The sequence below is a fragment of the Celeribacter baekdonensis genome (genome assembly GCF_003047105.1).
In the GTDB taxonomy this organism is placed as follows: Bacteria; Pseudomonadota; Alphaproteobacteria; order Rhodobacterales; family Rhodobacteraceae; genus Celeribacter; species Celeribacter baekdonensis_B.
This window is the reverse complement of the sequence record NZ_CP028472.1, coordinates 348,457-370,659: the sequence shown is the minus strand read 5'-3', so window position 1 is coordinate 370,659 and position 22,203 is coordinate 348,457. Positions and strand designations below refer to the sequence as shown.

General features: G+C 58.0%; 17 protein-coding genes and 1 pseudogene. 10 read left to right on the top strand and 8 right to left on the bottom strand.

Going from position 1 to position 22,203, the window contains the following annotated elements; translation table 11 throughout:
• The first annotated feature begins 3 nt into the window (after window positions 1–3).
• The 4 genes from DA792_RS01750 (at window position 4) to DA792_RS01735 (ending at window position 4,424) form a co-directional block, all read left to right on the top strand.
• Window positions 4–1,011: a hypothetical protein gene (locus DA792_RS01750; RefSeq protein ID WP_107717867.1), complete on the top strand. Its 1,008-nt coding sequence runs from the start codon at window positions 4–6 to the stop codon at window positions 1,009–1,011.
• A gap of 38 nt (window positions 1,012–1,049) precedes the next feature.
• A complete protein-coding gene (locus DA792_RS01745) occupies window positions 1,050–1,940 on the top strand; it encodes a sugar-binding transcriptional regulator (RefSeq protein ID WP_254679188.1) in 891 nt (296 codons plus the stop codon).
• A gap of 359 nt (window positions 1,941–2,299) precedes the next feature.
• Complete coding sequence (locus DA792_RS01740; RefSeq protein WP_107717865.1) at window positions 2,300–2,716, top strand: universal stress protein; 417 nt, start codon at window positions 2,300–2,302, stop codon at window positions 2,714–2,716.
• A 49-nt stretch (window positions 2,717–2,765) separates the two neighbouring features.
• Window positions 2,766–4,424, top strand: a complete 1,659-nt coding sequence (locus DA792_RS01735) for a BCCT family transporter (protein WP_107717863.1) — start codon at window positions 2,766–2,768, stop codon at window positions 4,422–4,424.
• Between the two features lie 191 nt (window positions 4,425–4,615).
• On the opposite strand, the gene DA792_RS01730 is transcribed toward DA792_RS01735, so the two are convergent.
• From DA792_RS01730 to DA792_RS01710, 5 genes are all read right to left on the bottom strand, one after another.
• Window positions 4,616–7,177: a GcvT family protein gene (locus DA792_RS01730; protein ID WP_107717861.1), complete on the bottom strand. Its 2,562-nt coding sequence runs from the start codon at window positions 7,175–7,177 to the stop codon at window positions 4,616–4,618.
• 166 nt (window positions 7,178–7,343) lie between these two features.
• A complete protein-coding gene (gene folD, locus DA792_RS01725; protein ID WP_107717859.1) occupies window positions 7,344–8,231 on the bottom strand; it encodes a bifunctional methylenetetrahydrofolate dehydrogenase/methenyltetrahydrofolate cyclohydrolase FolD in 888 nt (295 codons plus the stop codon).
• A 61-nt stretch (window positions 8,232–8,292) separates the two neighbouring features.
• The gene (gene purU, locus DA792_RS01720; RefSeq protein ID WP_107717857.1) at window positions 8,293–9,150 is read right to left on the bottom strand and encodes a formyltetrahydrofolate deformylase; all 858 of its coding nucleotides are present in this window, start codon (window positions 9,148–9,150) and stop codon (window positions 8,293–8,295) included.
• Window positions 9,151–9,188: 38 nt separating this feature from the next.
• Window positions 9,189–10,121: an electron transfer flavoprotein subunit alpha/FixB family protein gene (locus DA792_RS01715; RefSeq protein ID WP_107717855.1), complete on the bottom strand. Its 933-nt coding sequence runs from the start codon at window positions 10,119–10,121 to the stop codon at window positions 9,189–9,191.
• A 19-nt stretch (window positions 10,122–10,140) separates the two neighbouring features.
• Window positions 10,141–10,890, bottom strand: a complete 750-nt coding sequence (locus DA792_RS01710; RefSeq protein WP_107717853.1) for an electron transfer flavoprotein subunit beta/FixA family protein — start codon at window positions 10,888–10,890, stop codon at window positions 10,141–10,143.
• A gap of 411 nt (window positions 10,891–11,301) precedes the next feature.
• Here DA792_RS01710 and DA792_RS01700 point away from each other — a divergent pair.
• The 6 genes and pseudogenes from DA792_RS01700 (at window position 11,302) to fdhA (ending at window position 18,691) form a co-directional block, all read left to right on the top strand.
• A pseudogene (locus DA792_RS01700) lies at window positions 11,302–12,347 on the top strand (GlxA family transcriptional regulator).
• A gap of 238 nt (window positions 12,348–12,585) precedes the next feature.
• Window positions 12,586–13,686 carry an ABC transporter ATP-binding protein gene (locus DA792_RS01695; RefSeq protein WP_009572627.1) on the top strand — a complete coding sequence of 367 codons (1,101 nt, stop codon included), beginning with the start codon at window positions 12,586–12,588 and terminating at the stop codon, window positions 13,684–13,686.
• An 87-nt stretch (window positions 13,687–13,773) separates the two neighbouring features.
• The gene (locus tag DA792_RS01690) at window positions 13,774–14,859 is read left to right on the top strand and encodes an ABC transporter substrate-binding protein (RefSeq protein WP_107717849.1); all 1,086 of its coding nucleotides are present in this window, start codon (window positions 13,774–13,776) and stop codon (window positions 14,857–14,859) included.
• Window positions 14,860–15,027: 168 nt separating this feature from the next.
• Window positions 15,028–16,275, top strand: a complete 1,248-nt coding sequence (locus DA792_RS01685) for an ABC transporter permease (RefSeq protein ID WP_107717846.1) — start codon at window positions 15,028–15,030, stop codon at window positions 16,273–16,275.
• Between the two features lie 12 nt (window positions 16,276–16,287).
• The gene (locus DA792_RS01680) at window positions 16,288–17,226 is read left to right on the top strand and encodes an ABC transporter permease (RefSeq protein WP_107717844.1); all 939 of its coding nucleotides are present in this window, start codon (window positions 16,288–16,290) and stop codon (window positions 17,224–17,226) included.
• A 277-nt stretch (window positions 17,227–17,503) separates the two neighbouring features.
• Window positions 17,504–18,691 (top strand): formaldehyde dehydrogenase, glutathione-independent, encoded by a 1,188-nt coding sequence (gene fdhA, locus DA792_RS01675; protein WP_107717841.1) that lies wholly within the window; start codon window positions 17,504–17,506, stop codon window positions 18,689–18,691.
• 134 nt (window positions 18,692–18,825) lie between these two features.
• On the opposite strand, the gene DA792_RS01670 is transcribed toward fdhA, so the two are convergent.
• From DA792_RS01670 to DA792_RS01660, 3 genes are all read right to left on the bottom strand, one after another.
• Window positions 18,826–20,235 (bottom strand): L-serine ammonia-lyase, encoded by a 1,410-nt coding sequence (locus DA792_RS01670; RefSeq protein ID WP_107717839.1) that lies wholly within the window; start codon window positions 20,233–20,235, stop codon window positions 18,826–18,828.
• Between the two features lie 126 nt (window positions 20,236–20,361).
• On the bottom strand, window positions 20,362–21,630 hold the full coding sequence (gene glyA, locus DA792_RS01665; RefSeq protein WP_107717836.1) for a serine hydroxymethyltransferase: 1,269 nt from the start codon (window positions 21,628–21,630) through the stop codon (window positions 20,362–20,364).
• 18 nt (window positions 21,631–21,648) lie between these two features.
• Window positions 21,649–22,203, bottom strand: a complete 555-nt coding sequence (locus tag DA792_RS01660; RefSeq protein WP_107717834.1) for a sarcosine oxidase subunit gamma — start codon at window positions 22,201–22,203, stop codon at window positions 21,649–21,651.

The window sequence follows — 22,203 nt, the reverse complement described above, 5'->3', positions numbered from 1 at the left end:
CCAATGACGACGACACGCTATAGTGAAAAACTGGCCCGCCTGCGCGCGGGTATGGGCCGCAAAGGCGACTACATGATCGCGGATGCCAAGGATGCTGATGTCACCGGCGGGGTGCCGGCCACCGGACCGCGCCGCGATGCGAACGGGAATATCGTTGGCGCACGCACGCGGCCTGAATTCCTCGATCAAATCCGCAAGGTGATTGATCAGGATGTGGTCGACATCATGCTGACCTCTGCCGGAAATATGGACGTTTTGGCCACCAGTGGGGCCTTTGATGGGCGGGCCATTCAACCGGCGTTTCGGGCCAATGAAACCACCTGTGTCTGGGCCAATGTGCGCCACGCGGGCTATGCCCAAACGCCGTCGCGCCCGTATCGAGGGGCCAATCTGGCCTTTGCTCCGGCGGATTTGTGCCTTTATTCGCTGACCTTTAACAATGACACCGAAGCGGATGCTCGCGCGTTGGAGGCCTATGCCGCCTTTCGTCGGGAGACCCGCGCGGCGGGTGTGGCGCATTTTCTTGAGGTGTTTAATCCCAATGTGCCGGGTGCGGTGGGCGAGGCCGAAGTTGGGGCCTATGTCACCGATTGCATCATTCGTCTGATGTCGAGCCTGACCTCCACTGAGCGCCCCGAGTTTTTGAAGGTCGCCTATAATGGCCCGAAAGCGATGGAAGAGCTGGCCGTGCATGATCCTTCGATGGTGGTCGGTGTGTTGGGTGGGGCGGGCGCAACCCATCGCGATACCTTTGAATTGATTGCACAATCCGAACGCTATGGCGCACGCTTGGCGCTGTTTGGGCGCAAAATCAATCAAGCCGAAGATCAATGTCGCCTGATCCAATGGATGCGGGTGGTTGCCGATGGCGAAGTCTCACCCGAAGAGGCGGTCAAAGGCTATCACGGCGATCTGGAAACCCTGGGGCTGCGGCCAGACCGCCCCTTGGCCGACGACATTCAGATCACGGCGGATGTGTTGCGCTTTGACGCCGCCGCTCTGTCCGTCTAATTTACGCCGACCCGCAATTTTCGCAGGAGCACGCCACCATGGCCCGCGCCAATCATCCCTCTGATCGCACCGTCGCAGAAACGGCGTGGCTCTATTATATCAAAGGGCTCAATCAGGGTGAAATCGCCAAGAAAATGAACCTGTCGCGGCCCACGGTCGTGACCTATCTGCGGCTGGCGCGGGAGCGGCAGATCGTGGGGGTCAAGATTTCCGGGATGCATTTTCGGGTCAATGAATTGGCCGATGCTCTGTGTGAAAAATTTGGTCTTGAGAGTGCCTTTGTGGTGCCCGAAGAGATCAACGCGGTCGAAACGATGCAGCAGGTCTGCGAAGCGGCGGCGCAGTTTTTGCCGGATTTTGTCGCGCCGGGCGATACGCTTGGCGTGAGTTGGGGACAAACCGTGTCCTTTGTCTCCGAACGGGTGCCATGGTGGCCGATCCAAAATCTGGTGGTGCGTCAGCTCATCGGTTCCTTGGCCAATCCGCTTTTGCCGACCTGTGAAAGCTGTACCACCGAGATCGCACGACGGCTTTCGGCGCAATGTATCAACCTGAACGCCCCTGCGGTTTGCTCTGAGGCGGGATTGGCCGAAAAGTTGCGCGCCGAGCCGATCATTGCGGAACAACTGACTCACCTGAAAGACTGCAACAAAGCGATTTATTCGCTCAGCCCCTGTACCGAAGACACCCATGTGGTGCAGTTCAACATCGCCACAAAAACCGACATTGCCGACTATGTTGCCAAGGGTGCGGTGGGCATCATTGCGGGACGGTTCATTGACGCGCAGGGCGCGCCGGTTTTGGGCGATTTGGACAAGCGGATGATCGGTGCCGATCAGGTGGCGTTGCGCAATATGTCTGGGCTTTTGGTGGTCAGCGGATTGCACAAACACGCCGCCACGCGTGCCGCTTTGCGCGGGGGTATGTGACCCATGCGGTGCTTGACATGGCGCTGGCTGAGGCGCTTGTCCATGACGCGGCGGGGAACTGACGGCATCTTCTGTTCCTCCGATCGGACGGATTTCCAAAACACTGTACGCGTTTGGATCATGCCCTGAGCACAGGTTATCCGGTGGGCTCAGAGCGCAGGCGTTTGAATTTATCTGACATCTCATTTGCTGATTGGCCTGAAAAATGTAAGACTTGTTCTGCATGACGGCCGTTCTGGGTGCCCACCATTGGTGGGTAGTTTCCTTGATCCTGTACCGGGCAGAAGTTACCCGGGGATTATCGGGCGCATGTGTCGCTTAGCCGATGCGGGGAGATGACAAGCAATAAAGGAGAGACAATGTTTAAGAAAATAGTCGTGCCAATCGACATATCCCATGTGGACAGATTGCAAAAGGCGCTCCGCGTGGCCGGAAGTCTTGCACAGGCGCACAATGCCAGCATTTGCTATATCGGTGTGACAACACCAATGCCGAGTTCGGTCGCGCATACGCCGAAAGAATTCGAAGCAAAACTTGCAGCATTCGCAGAGCAGGAAGCCAAAAAATATACCATCAACACCGAAAGTCATATGATCGTCAGTCAAGATCCGGCGGTTCAAAAAGATCGCGAGCTTGAAAAGGCGATCACCACACTGGGGGCGGATCTCGTGGTGATGGCCACACATGTGCCAAATGTGACGGACTATATTTGGTCAGGCCATGGGGCGCATCTTGCGGCACATAGCGACATCTCCGTCATGCTTGTGCGCGAATAAGCCCCCTTCAAAATAATCACCACTTCCAAAAGGAACGAAAGGAGGCTTTATGGCCGACCAATCACCTCAGGACCTTACACCAGAAGGTATCCCTTCCCCTGAAGGGGACGTTGAAATTATTGAGACGGATTACGAAATCGGACAAGATAATGTGGAAGGCAATCTTGGGCCTTTCGGGTTCGACATCCACAATCCGGTTTTTATGGTCTCTGGCCTTGCAATCATGGCCTTTGTTTTCTACGCGCTGGCGTTGCCGGAACAGTCCGGGGCCGTGTTTAGCTGGTTGTTTTCATCAGTCACCAAAGGCTTTGACTGGTTCTTTATCGGTGCCGCAAATATCTTTGTGCTCTTTTGCCTTCTTCTGATCATAACGCCCTGGGGCAACGTGCGGCTTGGTGGCACCGAGGCCACCCCGGACTACAGTTATATCGGCTGGTTTGCGATGCTGTTCGCCGCCGGTATGGGCATCGGGTTGATGTTCTACGGTGTCTCGGAACCGATGAGCCATTTCTCGTCCTCTTTGGGCGGGACGGCGATGGAGAACGGTGTGCGCACGGACTGGGCGCCGCTTGGTGCCGCGGCTGGAAACGAAGCGGATGCGGTGCGTCTTGGCATGGCTGCAACGATTTTCCACTGGGGCCTGCATCCTTGGGCGATTTATGCCGTCGTGGCTTTGGCTTTGGCGCTGTTCAGCTATAACAAGGGCCTGCCTCTCACCATCCGATCTGCTTTTTACCCGATTTTTGGAGATGCGGTTTGGGGTTGGGTTGGCCATGTCATTGACACGTTGGCCGTATTCGCAACGCTTTTCGGGCTGGCAACATCCCTGGGTTTTGGCGCGACACAGGCCAATGCGGGTCTGAACGAATTGTTCGGTCTGCCCGTCGGGCCGACCACTGAGGTGCTATTGATTTCAGGCATCACGGCAATTGCGCTTGTCTCCGTGCTTCGTGGGCTTGATGGCGGTGTCAAAATCCTGTCAGAAATCAACATGGGTCTGGCGTTCTTGCTGCTCGTTTTTGTTCTGTTGATTGGGCCGACGGCCTATCTCATCAAACTCTTCGGCAGCTCCCTGATGGCCTATGTCGAATATCTTCCGGCGCTGTCGAACCCGATTGGGCGCGAAGATGTCAACTTTAGCCAAGGTTGGACGTCCTTTTATTGGGCCTGGTGGATCAGCTGGTCGCCTTTTGTCGGGATGTTCATCGCCCGTGTGAGCCGGGGTCGGACCGTGCGCGAATTCGTTGTCTGCGTTTTGTTGATCCCCTCGCTGGTCTGTGTGCTGTGGATGTCCGTTTTTGGCGGCACGGCTCTCTATCAGGTGATCAATGATGGGTACACGGCGGCGCAGGACGCCTCTCTTGAACTCAAACTTTTCAAGATGTTGGATGTCTTGCCTCTCAGCGCGATCACCTCGCTCGTCGGGATCGTTCTGGTGGTGGTGTTCTTTGTCACGTCATCGGACTCGGGGTCGCTGGTCATTGATACGATCACGGCAGGTGGCAAAGTGGACGCACCGGTTCCACAGCGTGCCTTTTGGTGCATCTTTGAAGGGGCTGTTGCCATCGTCTTGTTGTTGAGTGCGGGCGGGCTGCAATCGTTGCAATCCATGGTCATCTCGACAGGCTTGCCGTTTACCGTCGTGTTGTTGCTGATGTGCTTCGCAGTGGCGCGCGGCCTGCATGCAGAGCGTAAAATAAAAGACTAAAGCGTCACGCCTTTCACCTGAGACGGGAAAGGCGGAACGCTTTACCACAACGGGCTGGGGCTGCGCAGGCGGCCCCAGTGCCCCTTTCCTGACGGTCAGGACGCTGACGGTCAGGACGACGCGGCGATCCCCCACCCATATGAAAAAGGGGCGCACGCAGCGCCCCTTTGATGTTTAACCACGGCCGCGCCTTAGCTGCGCGGTTTGGTGTTTTCCGGGTCATAGAGCGGTGCGTAGCCGACACCTGCGACTTCAACCGGATAGGTCTCGTCAAGATAGGTGACGTTGAGCTCACGCCCGAGCTGACAATAGTCCCAGGGCAGATAGGCCAGCGCGATGTTTTTGCCGACAGTCGGACCGAATGCGACGGAAGACGTGAAGGAGCGGCGGCCCAGCTCGTCGATCAGCACCTCGCCCGTTTCCGGGTCCATCACCGGCAGGGTGGTGTTCGGATAGCGTTTCACGCCATTGCTGTCGGTGTGCTCTTTCATCACAAGGGTACACAGCATCGCCGGTTGGTGCTCGCGCCCACGGTATTCGATGTGTTTCTCTTTGCCGCGGAACTCCGCTTCTTTCACCTTCGGACGCGACAGGTCAGCCTCGTAGAGGTTGTACATCGTGTTCAGATCGGCGTTTTGCAGGCGCAGGGATTTCTCCAGACGACGCGAGTTGGCGTAGGTTTCGACCCCCACGGCCAGAACACCCTCAGCCCGCAGCGCGTCCCAGACGGCCAGACCGTCATCAAAGCGCATGTGAAGCTCCCAGCCTTGCTCACCGACATAAGAGATGCGGAAAGCGGAGACTTTTTTACCCGCGATCTCGATCGTTTTGATCGCCGCGAAGGGGAAGTTCTCCACGTCGAGCATATCGGGATCGGTCACGACTTTTTTGAGGTTCTCACGCGCGTTCGGGCCCCAAATGCCAACCGTTGTGTAATCCTCGGTCACGTCCGTGATGGTGACGTCGAGACCGCGATCTTGGGCCATACGCTTCATATACATCAGATCACGCGGACCGGCGTCAGCCCCGTTCACCAGACGGCAGCGGTCTTCCATACGGAACACCGTAAAGTCGGCGCGCACCATGCCCTCGTCATCGAGCATGTGGGTGTAGATCCCTTTGCCGATCATGTTGTCACCACCGATTTTAGCCGCGCAAAGATATTCCATCAATGCAACGTGATCGGGACCGGAGATGTCGGTCATGTGGAAGTGCGACAGGTTGATCATGCCACAATCCGCGCTCATCTCAAGCTGTTCAGCGTTGGACACGCGCCAGAAGTGACGGTTGTCCCATTCGGCTTCACGCACAGGCACCTGATCGGCGTATTTTTCGAGAAGATGCTCGTTGGCTGCGTAACCGTGCGCCCGTTCCCAGCCGCCAAGTTCCATGAAATAGCCGCCGAGTTCGACTTCGCGCTCATAGAAAGGCGAACGACGGATGCCACGGGCATTCGCGAACGGTTCGCGCGGGTGGACCGGCGGGTTGTAGATTTTCGCAGCGGTTTCCTCGCAACGACCCCAGATGTAGTCTTCGGTCAGTTGGTAGTCGTTGAAACGCGCGTAGTCGATGCCGTTGTGGTCGACATCCGTGCGGCCCTTGGTCATCCAGTCGGCGATAAGTTTGCCCATGCCGGGACCGTCTTTGACCCAGATCGCAACGGCGTACCACAGGCCGCGCAGCTTGCGGCTTTCGCCCATCGACGGACCGCCATCGGTGGTGGTTTGCAAGAGGCCATTGAACGAGTGAGCTTCGTTGAAACCAAGTTCGGCAAGGATCGGGGTCAGCTCCATGGCTTTCTCAAGCGGCTCGATCACGTCCTCAAGGCTCAGGTCGCGCATGGACGGACCCATGCGGGCCTCTTCTTTTTCAAGAATGTCGCGCGGATGCACCATGCGCACGTCTTTCTCGTAATAGTAGCCCCATTCCATCTGACCACCCTCGGTGGTCGCGGGATCGCCCGTGTCACGCATATAGGCGGAGTTGCCCTGATCGCGCAGCAGCGGACGGCCAATTTCAAGACCAGTACCGGCAAATTCATCGTAAGGTCCGAAGAAGGTCAGCGGGTGGTCGACCGGCATGACCGGAAGGTCTTCGCCCGCCATTTCGGCAATCAAACGGCCCCAGAGACCAGCACAGACCACAACGTAATCGGCCATGATCGTGCCACGGTGGGTTTTCACACCAGTGACGCGGCCGTTCTCGGTGATCAGCTCCAGAGCTGGGGTGTTGGCGAACACCTTGAGCTTGCCGCTTTTCTCGGCGGCGTCGATCAATTCGCCTGCGACGGCCTGGGAGCGCGGCACCACGAGACCGGCATCCGGGTCCCACATGGCACATTCGATCTGGTCTTCTTCGAGAAGTGGGAATTTCTCTTTCGCTTCTGCGGCGGTGATCATGCGGACGTTGGAGCCGAACGCACGACCACTGTCGCAGCGACGCTTGAGCTCGGTCAGACGATCGTCATCGCCTTTGCGGCACACTTCGATCCCACCGATGCGGGAGTAACGGCCCATCTTCTCGTAGAAATCCATCGAGTACATGGTGCTCCATGTGGACAATAGATCGTGGCTGGTGGCGAAACAGAAATCCGACGCGTGGCCGGTCGACCCGATGTCTGTGGGAACGGCGGATTTGTCGATGCCGACAATATCATCCCAGCCGTTTTCAATGAGATGATGCGCGACGGAGGCGCCGACGATACCGCCGAGACCGACGATGACAACTTTGGCCCTGTTGGGGAACGAAGACATATCTCTCAATCCTTCTTTTCGAGGTGCTTGTCTGTGGAAAGCGCGGGGAAATTGCGCCGGGATTCACGGGGGAAAGGGTCGGCCCCGAAACCGACAAGAGCCGCGCGACGGGATACACCCGTCGCGCGGCCAGAATCTGTGCCGATCTTCATATCGTCGCAGGGCGTCATGCACCCAACTCCGGAACTGGATAAGTCTTGCGCCGGTAAGCGGCGATCAGCGTGTTGTGCATCAGCGTCATGATGGTCATCGGACCGACGCCACCCGGAACAGGCGTGATGGCACGGGCTTTTTCAGACGCGGCGGCAAAGTCGACATCCCCCACGAGGTACTTTTTCCCATCGCGGATGACGCGGCTGGTGCCGACGTCGATCACAGTGGCGCCGTCTTTGATCCAGTCGCCTTTGATCATTTCGGCGCGACCGACAGCGGCCACGACGATATCGGCCTTGCCGACTTTTTCCGCCAGATCAGCCGTGCGTGAATGCGCCATGGTCACGGTGCAGTTTTCCGCCAACAAAAGCTGAGCCATCGGTTTGCCGACGAGGATCGAGCGCCCGACAACAATCGCATCAAGCCCGCAGAGAGACCCAAGCTGATCCTTGAGCAGCATCAGACAGCCCAATGGCGTGCAGGACACGAGACCGGGCAGACCCGAGGCCAGATAGCCCGCGCTCAGAGGATGCAGGCCGTCGACATCTTTGGCCGGGTCAATCGCTTCGATCACCTGAAGGCTGTCGAGGTGGTCGGGCAGGGGGAGCTGAACGAGAATGCCGTCCACGGCCTCATTGGCGTTCAATTCCGCGATGAGCGACATCAGTGTATCCTGCGTGGTCTCTGCGGGCAGGCTATGTTCGAAACTTTCCATGCCGAGCTTGCGGGCCATCAGGCCTTTGCTGCGGACATAGATTTCACTGGCCGGGTCAGAGCCGACCAGAACAACCGCAAGACCGGGCGCGCGGCCTGTCTTGTCAGCGAATGCAGCCGCTCCTGCAGCAATCCGATCCCCGAGACCTGCGGCAAAGGCTTTTCCGTCGATAATATGTGCCGTCATGGACGCACCTCCTTGAAAAGTCAAAAAGGGACCGGCGTGCCGGCCCCCTCCCGGACAGGGATTACGGAGTGAAGACGACGGTGCGGTTGTCATTCATCATGACACGACCTTCGAGGTGATATTTCACCGCACGGGCCAGAACGCGGGATTCGATGTCGCGACCAGTTGCGACGAAATCCTCGGCGGACATGGTGTGGGTGACGCGTTCGGTTTCCTGTTCGATGATCGGGCCTTCATCAAGATCTGGCGTCACATAATGCGCGGTCGCCCCGATGAGTTTGACGCCACGGTCATAGGCTTGGTGATAGGGCTTCGCGCCTTTGAAGGACGGCAAGAAGGAATGGTGAATGTTGATGATCATGCCAAAGAGCTGGTTGGACAGCTCGTTGGAAATCACCTGCATGTAGCGTGCAAGGATCACCAGTTCGGCCCCGGTTTCCTGAACGAGAGCGGCAAGTTTATCTTCCTGCTCGGTCTTGTTCTCTTTGTTCACCGGCCAGCAATGGAAGGGAATGCCTTCCTGTTCGGCGACTTTGCGGGCGTCTTCGTGGTTGGACACGATGGCCGCCACTTCGGCGTCAAGCCAACCAGTTTTGATCTGGTACAAAAGGTGCAGCATCGCGTGGTCGAATTTCGACACCATGATGATGATCTTCGGCTTGCGGGTCTCATCCTCGACCTTGAGTTTGAGGCTGAACCGATCAACCGCCGGTTTCAGGGCCAGTTCAACACTGTCCTTGGTGACAGACTCGGGGAAAAGGCAGGACATGCGCAGGAAGAATTTGTTCGTCTTGCGATCCCAGAACTGGTTGGATTCAGCGAGGTTTGCCCCGCGGGAGGACATGGCCGCACTGATGGCGGCAACGATGCCCGGCTGGTCGTCACAGGCGACGCGCAGAATGTAGGAATTGGAGCTCATATGTGTGGTTCCGTTCATAAATGTCTGAGAGGCGCGCGTCACAGTTGACGCTCAAGCTCGGGCAGGATGTCGAAGAGATCGCCAACGATGCCATAATCCGCCACTTGGAAAATTGGGGCGTCTTCATCGGTGTTGATCGCCACGATGATTTTCGAATCTTTCATCCCTGCGAGGTGCTGGATTGCACCGGAAATGCCGCAGGCAATGTAGAGATCGGGGGCGACAACCTTGCCGGTTTGACCAACCTGAAGATCGTTCGCCGCATAGCCCGCATCCACAGCGGCGCGGGACGCCCCCACAGCGGCACCGAGTTTGTCGGCCAAAGGTGTGATGACCTCGTTGAATTTCTCTTCAGACCCAAGAGCACGGCCGCCGGACACGATGATCTTGGCGGAGTTCAGTTCCGGGCGATCGCTTTCCGTCTGGATGTTCTTGATGAAGGAGGACAAATCGCTGCCCTCTGAGGGCGCGTCGATGGAGCTGACCTCTGCGGAGCCGCCGTCCGTTGTGGCGGCAAAGCCTGCGGTGCGCACGGTCAGAACCTTGGTCGCATCCGTGGATTGCACGACTTCGATGGCGTTGCCAGCATAGATTGGACGTTTGAACGTGTCGGCGGACACCACTTCGGTGACCTCGGACACCTGCATCACGTCAAGCAGAGCCGCGACGCGCGGCAGCACGTTTTTGCCGTTGGTCGTGGCCGGGGCCAGAACGGTGTCATACTCAGGTGCAAGCGAAACGATGAGCGCTGCGGCGGCTTCGGCCAGACGCTGTTCGAGCGCCTCGCTTTCGGCCAACAAGACCTTGCGCACGCCGGTTAGTTTTGCCGCGGCTTCGGCGGCGGCAGACGCACCTTTGCCCGCGATCAAAATATCGACGTCGCCGCCGATTTGGGATGCAGCCGTCAGAGCCTTTGCGGTTTGCTCCGACAGGCTCGCATTGTCATGTTCTGCGAAAAGAAGAATAGCCATGTTGAAAGGTCCCTCTGGGTCAGATGACGTTGGCTTCGTTTTTGAGCTTGTCGATCAGCTCGGCGGCAGAGGACACTTTGATCCCCGCGTCGCGTTGCGTCGGCTCTTCGACGCGCAACACGTTCAACCGATGCTTGACTGTGACGCCATAATCGCCGGGGTCTTTTGTCTCGAGCGGCTTTTTCTTGGCCTTCATGATGTTCGGCAAAGAGGCATAGCGCGGCTCATTGAGACGCAGATCGGCGGTCACAATGGCGGGGAGTTTGACCTCAATGGCCTGAAGGCCGTCGTCGACCTCGCGGGTGACTTTCGCGGAGCCATCGCCCAGCTCGATCTCGGAGGCAAATGTGGCCTGCGACCAGCCGAGAAGAGCAGAGAGCATCTGGCCGGTTTGATTGGCGTCGTCGTCGATTGCCTGTTTGCCGAGGATCACCAATTCGGGGGCCACGTCCGCCACAACACCTTTGAGGAGTTTTGCGACGGTGAGCGGCTCAACAGGGCCGTCGACGGTGATCAGAATGGCACGGTCGGCACCCATGGCGAGCGCGGTGCGCAACACGTCTTGGGCCTGTGCCGGACCAACGGATACGGCGATGATTTCATCCGCCTTGCCCGCTTCTTTCAGACGCACGGCCTCTTCGACGGCAATCTCGTCAAAGGGGTTCATGGACATTTTGACATTGGCGAGGTCGACACCGGAATTGTCCGCTTTGACGCGGATTTTCACATTATAATCGACCACCCGTTTTACAGGAACGAGTACTTTCATGTTTCCCTCTTCTGTCGGCCCGAAAAGCAAAGTCTTCGGGGTGGCCCTCACCTATGGCGAGGCCTTTGAATTATTTCCAAGATTGGGGAGCAGGGTGCCGAAGCGATGCTCCCGGTGGCGTTCCCAGTCTGGCCGGGTTTGCCATGCCGATCACCAGATCTTTGGCTATCTTTGGAGCGCAGGTGCAGCGGTGTTCGCAAACGTTCGGACAGACCGCCAGTGTCAGCGGTTGTTTGCGATCCTGTTGACCTGCCCTCCCGACATCACCTGTCGTTTTTCACCAAGAGACCCGGATTACGGCATCGTAAGGAGCAACATGACGACTTTTTGCGTCGAAAAATAGAATGTTTGCGTCAAAGCGAGATTATCGCTACGACAGATATATGGGGTTTCCTGTTTGGAGAGACAAAGATGACGACTCCGTCTTCACAAGACTCAGTTTCGCCACCGCGCACAACAAACTTGCGTGCGCTCAAGGCGAGAGGCGAGGGACCGCGCCTGTCCGTCGGTTTTATCCTTGCGCGCCGCTTTACGCTCTGTGCCTTTGCCAATTTCGTCGATGTGCTGCGTCTTGCCGCCGATGATGGAGATCGCAGCCGTCCGATTCTCTGTGACTGGACTGTGTTGTCCGACACGATGGACCCTGTGCAATCGAGCTCTGGCATCACGGTCCAGCCGAAGGAGCGTTTGGGCGATCCGCGGCGGTTCGATTATATCGTCGTGGTGGGGGGCTGATGGATGAAACCCCCAGTTTGGGGCAGGCCTATCACCGTTTTCTGCATCAGGCCGCCGATGCGGGCATTCCGTTGGTCGGGGTGTGCACCGGTGCCTTTTTCCTGCACCAGGTCGGGTTGCTCAACGGCTATCGCTGTTGCGTGAGCTGGTTTCATCATTCTGATTTTCTAGAGCAATTCGAAGGTCTTAGCCCTGTCGCGGATCAGATTTTCGTGGTCGATCGCGACCGCCTGACCTGTTCGGGTGGGGTGAGTTCGGCGCATTTGGCGGCCTATTTGGTGGACAAACATGTTGGCCGCTCACAGGCCAGCAAAAGCCTGCATATTATGATCATCGACGATGCGCTTCAGGCGGAAAAACCACAGCCGGGTCTGCCGCTTGATCTCAAAACACAGGACCCGATTGTCCAGCGTGCACTGTTGTTGATGCAGCAAAACATCGACACGCCGATCTCGGTTCAGGACGTCGCGCTACGGATGGGCAACAGCAAACGCCAGATTGAACGCCACTTTCGTTTGGCCCTGAACACGTCACCACAGGCGGCTTTTCTCGACATGCGATTGGATTTTGCCAAGCACTTGGTCGAGAAGACGCAAAAGTCGGTTGCACAGATCGCTGTGGACTGTGGTTTCTGCGATTCTTCGCATTTGAGTCGCATGTTTCGGCGCCGTTACGGTGATACGCCCCAGTCTTTTCGCCAATCGTCGTTCGTGGAAAATTAAAATTTAGCTGCACGGTTGGGCTTGGCTGCTCTTAAAAGCGACGTATTTGCTCAAAAATACATCTCTTTTAAGACATGCTGGGACGTCTCTTCGCCAATTGTCGTGATGATACCGTTATTGTGACGCATATCTACTCCCTGTGCAATTTCCATCTTCCAATACTCACCCCAATCTTCGCCGGCGGGTCTCATTGGCTCAGCACGGCTCAACAATAAAAAACTCGGGGAGAGTTTGGGTCATGGTTGCATCAAGCGACAATGCGTTCGTGTCTTTCGAACATGTACAGAAAAGCTACGATGGCGAAACCCTCGTGGTGAAAGACCTCAACCTGCAACTGGCCAAGGGCGAGTTCCTGACCATGCTTGGACCGTCAGGCAGTGGCAAAACCACCTGTCTGATGATGTTGGCCGGGTTTGAAACGGCGACCCATGGCGAGATCCGCCTCGATGGTCAGCCGATCAATCAGGTGCCGCCGCACAAACGCGGCATCGGTATGGTGTTCCAGAACTACGCGCTTTTCCCGCATATGACGGTGGGTGAAAACCTTGCCTTTCCGCTTGAAGTGCGTGGCATGGGCAAATCCGAGCGTGAGACAAAGGTCAAACGCGCGCTTGATATGGTGCAGATGGGGGCCTTTGCCAATCGCCGCCCGGCCCAGCTTTCGGGCGGTCAGCAACAACGGATCGCATTGGCCCGCGCTTTGGTGTTTGACCCCAAGCTGGTGCTGATGGACGAACCGCTCGGCGCCCTCGACAAGCAGTTGCGCGAACATATGCAATTCGAGATCAAACACCTGCACGAGAGCCTCGGCATCACCGTCGTCTATGTGACCCACGACCAAGGCGAGGCGTTGACCATGTCGGATCGCGTCGCGGTGTTCAACGATGGCCGCATTCAACAGCTCGCACCACCGGCAGAACTCTATGAGCGCCCGGACAACAGTTTTGTTGCGGGTTTCATCGGCGAAAACAACAAGCTGCCCGGCGTGATCGAAGAGCTGAACGGCGACCGTGCCGTTGTGTGTCTTGAGAATGGCGAACGGATTCATGCGACAGCGGTGAATGTCCGCGCAAAAGGCGAAAAGACTTTGGTGTCCATTCGTCCGGAACGTGTTGAATTCAAACCCGAACTGATCCCCGAAGGATCTCACACCATCGACGCGGAAGTGCTCGAAGTGATTTACATGGGGGACATTTTGCGCACCCGCATGAAGGTGGCGGGCCATGATGAGTTCGTCTTGAAATGCCGCAACACCATTGACCAGGTTCCGTTGTCTCCCGGCCAACGTATTCGCATTGGTTGGAATCCCCTCGATGCACGCGCGCTGGACATGATCTGAGTTTTCTTCGCTTCGGTCAAACCGGAGCGAGGCAAGAGACGCGCGGCTTGAACCGCGCGAAAGTCCCGATCCAACATGGAGAGAAAAATGAACAAGAAGACTCTTTTCGCGCTGACCACGGCGCTTGGTGGCCTTGCGCTTCCGGCACTGGCCGATGACATCACCATCATGAGCTGGGGTGGGTCTTATTCTGCGGCGGAAACCGAGGCGTATTACAAACCCTTCACCGCAGAAACTGGCATTGGTATTGTGTCCGTCGACGCCGACAATCCCGCCACTCCGGTGAAAGCCCAAGTGGATGCGGGCAACGTGACCACCGACGTGGCGCTGTTCCTGGTTTCCGATGCTGTGCGTCTGTGTGACGAAGGTCAATTGATGCCGATTGAGGCCTCGATGCTGCCTGATGGGGTCGATGGCACCCCGGCGATGGACGATTTCCTCGAAGGCACGCTGAGCGAATGCATGGTGCCGAACGACATCTATGCCACCGCCGTTGCGTTTGACGCGTCGCAATACGCACAGGGTGCTGCTCCGACCTCCATCGCCGATTTCTTTGACATCGAGAAATTCCCCGGCAAACGCGGCGTTTTGAAAAGCCCGAAAGTGGTTCTGGAAATGGCGCTGATGGCCGATGGCGTGCCTGCCGATGAGGTCTATGACTTGCTCGACACCGACGAAGGTGTGGATCGCGCGTTCGCGAAACTCGACACCATCAAGAATGACGCGATCTATTGGGAAGCCGGCGCACAGCCGCCGCAGCTTTTGGCCGATGGCGAAGTGGTGATGACCATGTCCTACAACGGCCGGATCTTCAACGCCGCCGTGAACGAAGGCAAACCTTTCGAAGTGCTCTGGGACGGTCAGGTGTTTGAGTGGGAAGGTTACGTGATCCCCGAAGGTGCCCCGAACGCAGAGGCTGCAATGGAGTACATCAAATTCGCGACCTCCAGCGCCTCTTCCGCTCGCTTCTCCGAACGCATCTCCTACGGCACGCCGCGTAAATCTGCGGCGCCGCTTGTGGGCAATGTCAACGGCACCGACATTCCGATGGCGCCGAACCTGCCGACCTACCCGGCGAACATGACCAACGCGTTGGCCTCTTCTGCTGATTTCTGGGTCGACCGTGAGACCGAGCTGGGCGAGCGTTTCAACGCATGGCTTCTGTCCAACTGATCCGACACCGGATCGAAACCTTGCCGGAGGGCGTCTTTCCCCTCGTTCTCCGGCAAACCGGCGAAAGTGCTTTGAGCTCTTTCGCCGCACCGTGTTCTGACTCGGACGTCAACAAGTGGCCCCAAAATGGCGCGCCGCTTTGGCGCATAAAGCAAGATAGGAAAAAGGATGTCTGACGTCGCTTCTCAGTTGACCACCGCGGACGGGCGCCCACTCAAGGCCGCTTTGGCCACGGCACAGGCGCGGGCCAAACGCCGTGCCTTCTTTCTGGTCCTACCGTTGCTCGCATTCATTATGATTACATTCGCCGTGCCCATTGGCCAGATGTTGCAGCGCTCGGTGTACAATGACGGTTTTTCCCAGACCGCCCCAGCACTCACGGCATGGTTCGCGGCCAACCCAAAAGGGACAGTGCCCGATGAGGCGGCCTATGCGGCTTTGGCCTCAGATCTCAACCTGATGAAAGAAACGCGTATGGCGGGGGATGCCGGCACTCGGATCAACTATGTTGTGTCTGGCACGCGCTCGCTCTTTACCAAATCGGCGCGCAAGGCCGCGGATTTTGAGCCGCCTTATATGGCTGCGCTGCTTGATATTGATGAGGATTGGCAAGACCCGCGTGTCTGGAATGCGATGCGGACCGCCTCCAACCCTTGGACGTTGGATTTTTACACCATCGCCTTTGACCGTGAACGCGATGCGGAGGGCAAACTCGTCAAAGTGAATGAGAACCAACGCATTTACGTCAAGCTCTACATCAAAACCTTTGTTGTTGCTGCGGTCATCACGGCGATCTGCCTGCTCTTGGCTTTCCCGGTCGCGCATTTGCTGGCAACCCTGCCGATGGCCAGGGCCAACCTGTTGATGATCCTCGTGCTGTTGCCATTCTGGACCTCGCTTCTGGTGCGAACGACAAGTTGGATTGTGCTGTTGCAAGGCCAAGGCGTGATCAACAGCATCCTTGTGTCGCTTGGCATCATTGGTGACGATGGCCGTATTCAGATGATCTACAACCAGACCGGCACGATTATTGCCATGGTGCATATCCTGTTGCCCTTCATGGTGTTGCCGCTCTATTCCGTGATGCGTGTGATCCCGCCGAGTTACACCCGCGCGGCCCGTAGCCTTGGCGCGACGAGCTGGACGACCTTCCGGCGTATTTATCTGCCACAGACCATCCCCGGCATTGGGGCTGGCGTGCTCTTGGTCTTTATCCTCGCGGTTGGCTACTACATCACCCCGGCGTTGGTCGGCGGTGCGGATGGTCAGCTTTTCTCGAACATGGTGCAGTTCCACATGACCAAGGCGAATTGGTCCATGGCGGCGGCTCTGGCGACCATGCTTCTGGTCGGGGTTCTGGTGCTGTACTGGCTCTATGATCGCCTGATCGGCATCGACAAATTGAAACTCGGTTAAGGAGAGAGACTGATGGCCCTTCCGACCTATGCCTCCCCACTCGAACGCGCGTGGCATGCCACCTATCTGGTGATCTGCGTTCTGGTGTTCGTCTTCCTGATTTCGCCGATCCTTGTCATCGTCCCGTTGTCCTTCAATGCGGAGCCGTATTTCACCTACACGGAGAAAATGCTGAGCTTTGATGCCGAGGGCTATAGCATGCGCTGGTATGACTCGCTTTTGACCTCGGGGATGCAGGCCTCCGAAGCGGTGCGTGATGGGGCGTGGTGGTCCGATCTGTGGCACAATGCGGATTGGGTGAAAGCGGCGAAGAACTCCGTGATCATCGGCTTTTGGGCAACGATCCTGTCAACCGTTCTGGGCACATTGGCCGCACTTGGCCTGTCGCGCCCGGAAATGCCATGGCGGCGGACGATCATGGCCATCTTGATCAGTCCGATGATCGTGCCGATCATCATCGTTGCAACCGGGATGTTCTTTTTCTATTCGAACCCCTGCGCCATTTTCGGCGTTGAATGCGGTCGGTTGACCTCGACCTACACCGGCGTCGTTTTGGCCCATGCCGCTCTTGGCATTCCGTTTGTGATCATCACTGTAACGGCGACGCTGTCGGGTTTTGACCAGTCCCTGATCCGGGCTGCGGCAAGCCTGGGCGCCAATCCGCGCCGCACCTTCTTCAAAGTGGTGATGCCGCTGATCCTGCCGGGTGTGATTTCGGGCGGTCTCTTTGCCTTCGTCACCTCCTTTGACGAAGTGGTCGCGGTGCTGTTCATCGCGGGGCCCGATCAGCAAACCATCCCGCGTGAAATGTGGAGCGGCATTCGCGAACAGATCAGCCCCGCGATCCTTGCTGTGGCAACAATCCTTGTGGTGATCTCGATTGCGCTTTTGACAGTCGTGGAAATTCTGCGCCGCCGGTCTGAACGGCTGCGAGGGGTTGCTGCGCATTAAAGCGCATGTAGCAGCGGTATCTTGCCAAAGGCATCTGTCCTGATTGCGCGCCTTTCCGCTGGGAAGGGCGCGTTTTTACATCTGGCGCAAATGTCCTGCGCGTTTGCCTCATCTCTCCGCGCCTCGACCCGGCATGACACTGTCTGCTGAACGGACGCGCGTGCGGCCAGTCCGCAACGTGCAAAGGGTTGGCCCGCTCTGGGAGGACGGAGCGTTCGACCCTGTGACATGTGAAGTAAGAGGGCGGCCTAGCGCGCCCGCAATGGGAGGATATATCATGAGTTCCAACAGAGGTGTCGTCTACATGGGCCCCGGCAAGGTCGAGGTTCAGGACATTGCAGACCCGACCATGGCCGCGCCGGATGGGCGCAAGCTCGGTCACGCCGTGATCCTGAAAGTGGTTTCCACCAACATCTGTGGTTCCGACCAGCACATGGTGCGCGGCCGCACCACTGCGCCCGAGGGCCTTGTCCTTGGTCATGAGATCACCGGCGAAGTGATTGAAAAAGGCTCTGACGTTGAGATGCTTGAGATCGGTGACATCGTCTCCGTGCCGTTCAATGTCGCCTGTGGCCGGTGCCGGTGCTGTAAAGAACAGGACACGGGCGTTTGTCTTACCGTGAACCCTGAACGTGCAGGCGGGGCCTATGGCTACGTCGATATGGGTGGCTGGGTCGGCGGTCAGGCGCGTTATGTCATGGTGCCTTACGCGGATTTCAATCTTCTGAAGTTCCCGGATCGCGATCAAGCCCTCGACAAGATCACCGACCTGACGATGCTGTCCGACATTCTTCCGACGGGTTTCCACGGTGCGGTTCAGGCCGGTGTGGGCGTTGGTTCCGTCGTCTATGTCGCGGGCGCGGGTCCCGTTGGTTTGGCTGCGGCGGCCTCTGCCCAAGTGCTGGGTGCCGCTGTGGTTCTGATCGGTGATTTCAACAAAGAGCGTCTCGATCACGCCGCCAAGATGGGTTTTGTCCCGGTCGATTTGAACAAGGGCGATCGCCTTGGCGAGATGATTGCTGAAATCACGGGGAGCCCCGAAGTGGATGCCGCCATTGATGCCGTGGGCTTTGAAGCCCGTGGTCACACTGGCGGCGAACAACCCGCCATCGTGCTCAACCAGATGATGGAAATCACCCGCGTCGCAGGGTCCATCGGCATTCCCGGTCTTTACGTGACCGAAGATCCGGGCGCGGTGGACGAAGCCGCCAAAGTCGGCAGCTTATCGTTGCGTTTCGGTCAGGGTTGGGCGAAAGCTCAGAGCTTTCACACCGGCCAGACTCCGGTGTTGAAATACAACCGTCAGCTTATGCAGGCGATCCTGCATGGTCGTTTGCCGATTGCGAAAATCGTGAATGCTCAGATCATCTCTCTCGAAGACGCCGCTGCGGGCTACGATGCCTTCGATCATGGGGCCGCGAAGAAATTCGTCCTCGACCCGCATGGCATGCTGAAAGCAAGCTGAGCCGGGTGCGATATGACACGAAAAGGGCGGCCCCATGGGTCGCCCTTTTTCGTGTGGGTTGAGCGAAAGAGGGACACAGAAAAACGCGCGAAGGCAAAGCTGCGCGCGTTTTGAGGTCTGTCACACCGGAAAGATCAGCACTCAGGCAAATTGACCGCGATGCCGCCTGTGGACGTCTCTTTGTATTTGAGGTTCATGTCGCGCCCGGTTTCCAACATCACCTGAATACAGTTGTCGAGCGGCATGAAATGCGTGCCGTCGCCGCGCAGGGACAGAGACGCCGCCGACACTGCCTTGATCGCGCCAAGCGCGTTGCGTTCGATGCATGGCACCTGAACAAGCCCGGCCGCGGGATCACAGGTCATGCCAAGATGATGCTCCAATGCGATCTCGGCCGCGTTTTCCACCTGTGCGTTGGTGCCGCCCAACACCGCGCACAGTGCGCCCGCCGCCATCGCCGCCGCAGATCCGACTTCGCCCTGACATCCAACTTCCGCACCGGAGATCGAGGCGTTGTGTTTGATCAACCCACCAATGGCCGCCGCGACCAACAAGAAATCGCGCAGTTTCGCGTCGGTTGCCCCGAGACAATGGTGGCGATAATAGCGCATGACCGCTGGGACCACGCCGGCCGCCCCGTTGGTGGGGGAGGTCACGACCCGGCCACCGGCGGCGTTTTCCTCGTTCACCGCCATGGCGTAAACGCTCATCCAGTCGTTGGCGACATGCGGCGCGGTGATGTTGAGACCTTGTTCGGCCTTCAGGGATTCATGGATGCCCTTGGCGCGGCGTTTGACGTTCAGCCCGCCGGGGAGGATGCCGTCTTGGGCAAGGCCACGGTCGATACATTCGTTCATGGTCGCGATGATCCGGTCGAGTTTCGGCTCCAGATCGGCACCATAGACTTTGCGCTCATTGGCGCGTTTCATTTCGGCAATGGTTTTGCCGGATGTGATGCCCATATCGAGCATCTCTTTGGCGGAGCCAAAGGGGTAGGGGAAGGCCCGTGCCGCTTTTTCGTCATGCAGGCTTTGAGTGCCGCTTTTCTGCGCAGCCAACTCTTCGGCGGTGACGACAAAGCCGCCACCAATGGAATAGAAGGTGCGGGTTTGATAGGCGTTACCCGCCTCGTCAAAGGCTTTCAGGATCAACCCGTTGGCATGGCCTTCAAGCGGCGGACCCCAATCGAACACGAGATCCACGTCAGGATCGAAGGCAAGCGTGCCCAGACCACCCAGATGCACGACCTTTTCGCGCCGGACCCGGTCTTCGATCTCGTCGATGGTGTTGGGGTCGAGGGTCTCTGGCGTATAGCCGCAAAACCCAAGAAGGACGGCGCGGTCCGTGGCGTGGCCCTTGCCGGTAAAGGCCAGGGAACCATGCAGACTGGCGCCGAGACGGTGAAGTTTGCCCGCGCCGGGAATATTGAAATTCCGGTCGTGGAGTTCTTCGATGAACCGCGCGGCGGCGACCATCGGCCCCATCGTGTGCGACGAAGAGGGCCCGATGCCGATTTTAAAAACGTCGAAGACAGACAGGAACATGGGTAGCCTTTCGCAAATCGGGCCTGCGTGATCTACCACAGGCCCCAGAGGTCAATCAGGCGATCAATCTATGATCAGCATGTGGTCGGGCTGCGCGGCAACCCCCTGCGGGATGCCGCGTTTGGATTATGCGCCGTAGATCGGGAAATCGGCGCAGAGTTTGCGCACTTCGGCGAGAACGGCGGCTTCGACAGCGGCGTCACCTTCGGGATTGTCCGACAAGGCGTCGAGCACACGCAGGATCAGCGACCCGATCTGTTCGAACTCGGCCTCTTTGAACCCGCGCGTGGTGCCCGCAGAGGTGCCAAGACGCACGCCGGAGGTCACGAAAGGTTTTTCCGGGTCGTTCGGGATCGAGTTTTTGTTACAGGTCAGGCCAGCCCGTTCCAAAGCGATCTCGGCCACTTTACCGGTGACGCCTTTGGGACGCAGATCAACAAGGACCATGTGGCAATCGGTGCCGCCAGAGACGATGCCCAGACCGCCGACTTTGAGAACGTCGGCCAGAGCTTTCGCATTTTCGATCACTTGACCCGCATAATCCGCGAAGGACGGCTGAAGCGCCTCGCCAAAAGCCACGGCTTTCGCAGCGATGACATGCATCAGCGGGCCACCCTGATTGCCCGGGAAGACGGCGGAGTTCAGTTTCTTCGCAATCGCTTCGTCATTCGACAGGATCACACCACCACGCGGACCGCGCAGCGTCTTGTGCGTGGTGGAGGTGGTGACATGGGCGTGCGGCACCGGGTTCGGGTATTTGCCACCGGCGATCAGACCGGCGTAATGCGCCATGTCGACCATCAGATAGGCACCAACCTCGTCGGCGATCTTGCGGAAGCCTTCGAAGTCGATGACACGCGGGTAGGCGGAGGCCCCGGCGACGATCAGTTTCGGTTTGGTTTCAAGCGCTTTCTCGCGCACCTTTTCCATGTCGATCAGGTGGGTTTCGGGGTCGACCTCATAGGAGACAACATCGAACCATTTGCCGGACATGGTCACAGGAGACCCGTGGGTCAGGTGACCGCCGTGGGCCAAGGACAGACCCATGATACGGTCGCCCGGTTGCAGAAGGGCGAGGAACACCGCCTGGTTGGCCTGCGCACCGGAATGCGGCTGCACGTTGGCGTATTCGGCACCGAAGAGTTGCTTCAGCCGCTCGATGGCCAGAACTTCGACCTTATCAACAAACTCGCAGCCACCGTAGTAGCGCTTGCCGGCGTAGCCTTCGGCATATTTGTTGGTCAGAACGGAACCTTGTGCGGCCATCACGTCCGGGGACACGATGTTTTCGGATGCGATCAATTCGATCTGGGTTTGCTGACGGTCGAGTTCCTCGCCGATTGCGGCAGATACGGCGGCATCTGCGATCTCTGGTCTTTGCAGGCGGTCAAACATGCGGATGATCCTTCAGGTTCAGGCGAGTTCGGCGGCGAGTTCTTTCGCACCGGTCTCAAGGGTTGAGGCAAGGAAAGGGGCGAAGCTGTTCCAGACATCCATGCGGAAACTGGTCTCGGCATCGCGCCACAGAACGACGGTGGCACCGTCAAAAAGCGTGCGGCGAGCCTGACCCACCTTGATGGTGGATATGTCACGCGGACAGCCGATGCTCATCAGATCAACGGCTTTCGGGCCTTCGATCTGAAAGGTGATCTCGCGTCCGGTGATTTCGGTCATCGAATGCGGCAGAGACGGGGCGAGGGCCGCCAAAGCACCTTGCAACTTTTCGATCTGATCGAGCGGCACGAGCAGGGTCCACTCATCGGGGCCGAGGCACACGAGCTCAATCCCGTCAGTTTTGGCGCAAATGCCGATTTGGGTCGGCAAGCTGACACCAATGGCCTTGCCGATCGCCGCAAGATCGCCGCGCGCGCGCAGTGAAATCCGTCCGGTCATTGGGGTGACGGCCACATGGGCGGCGGCGGTATCCACCACGACGGACGGGGCCAGAGAAGAGAGAGGCTTGGACAT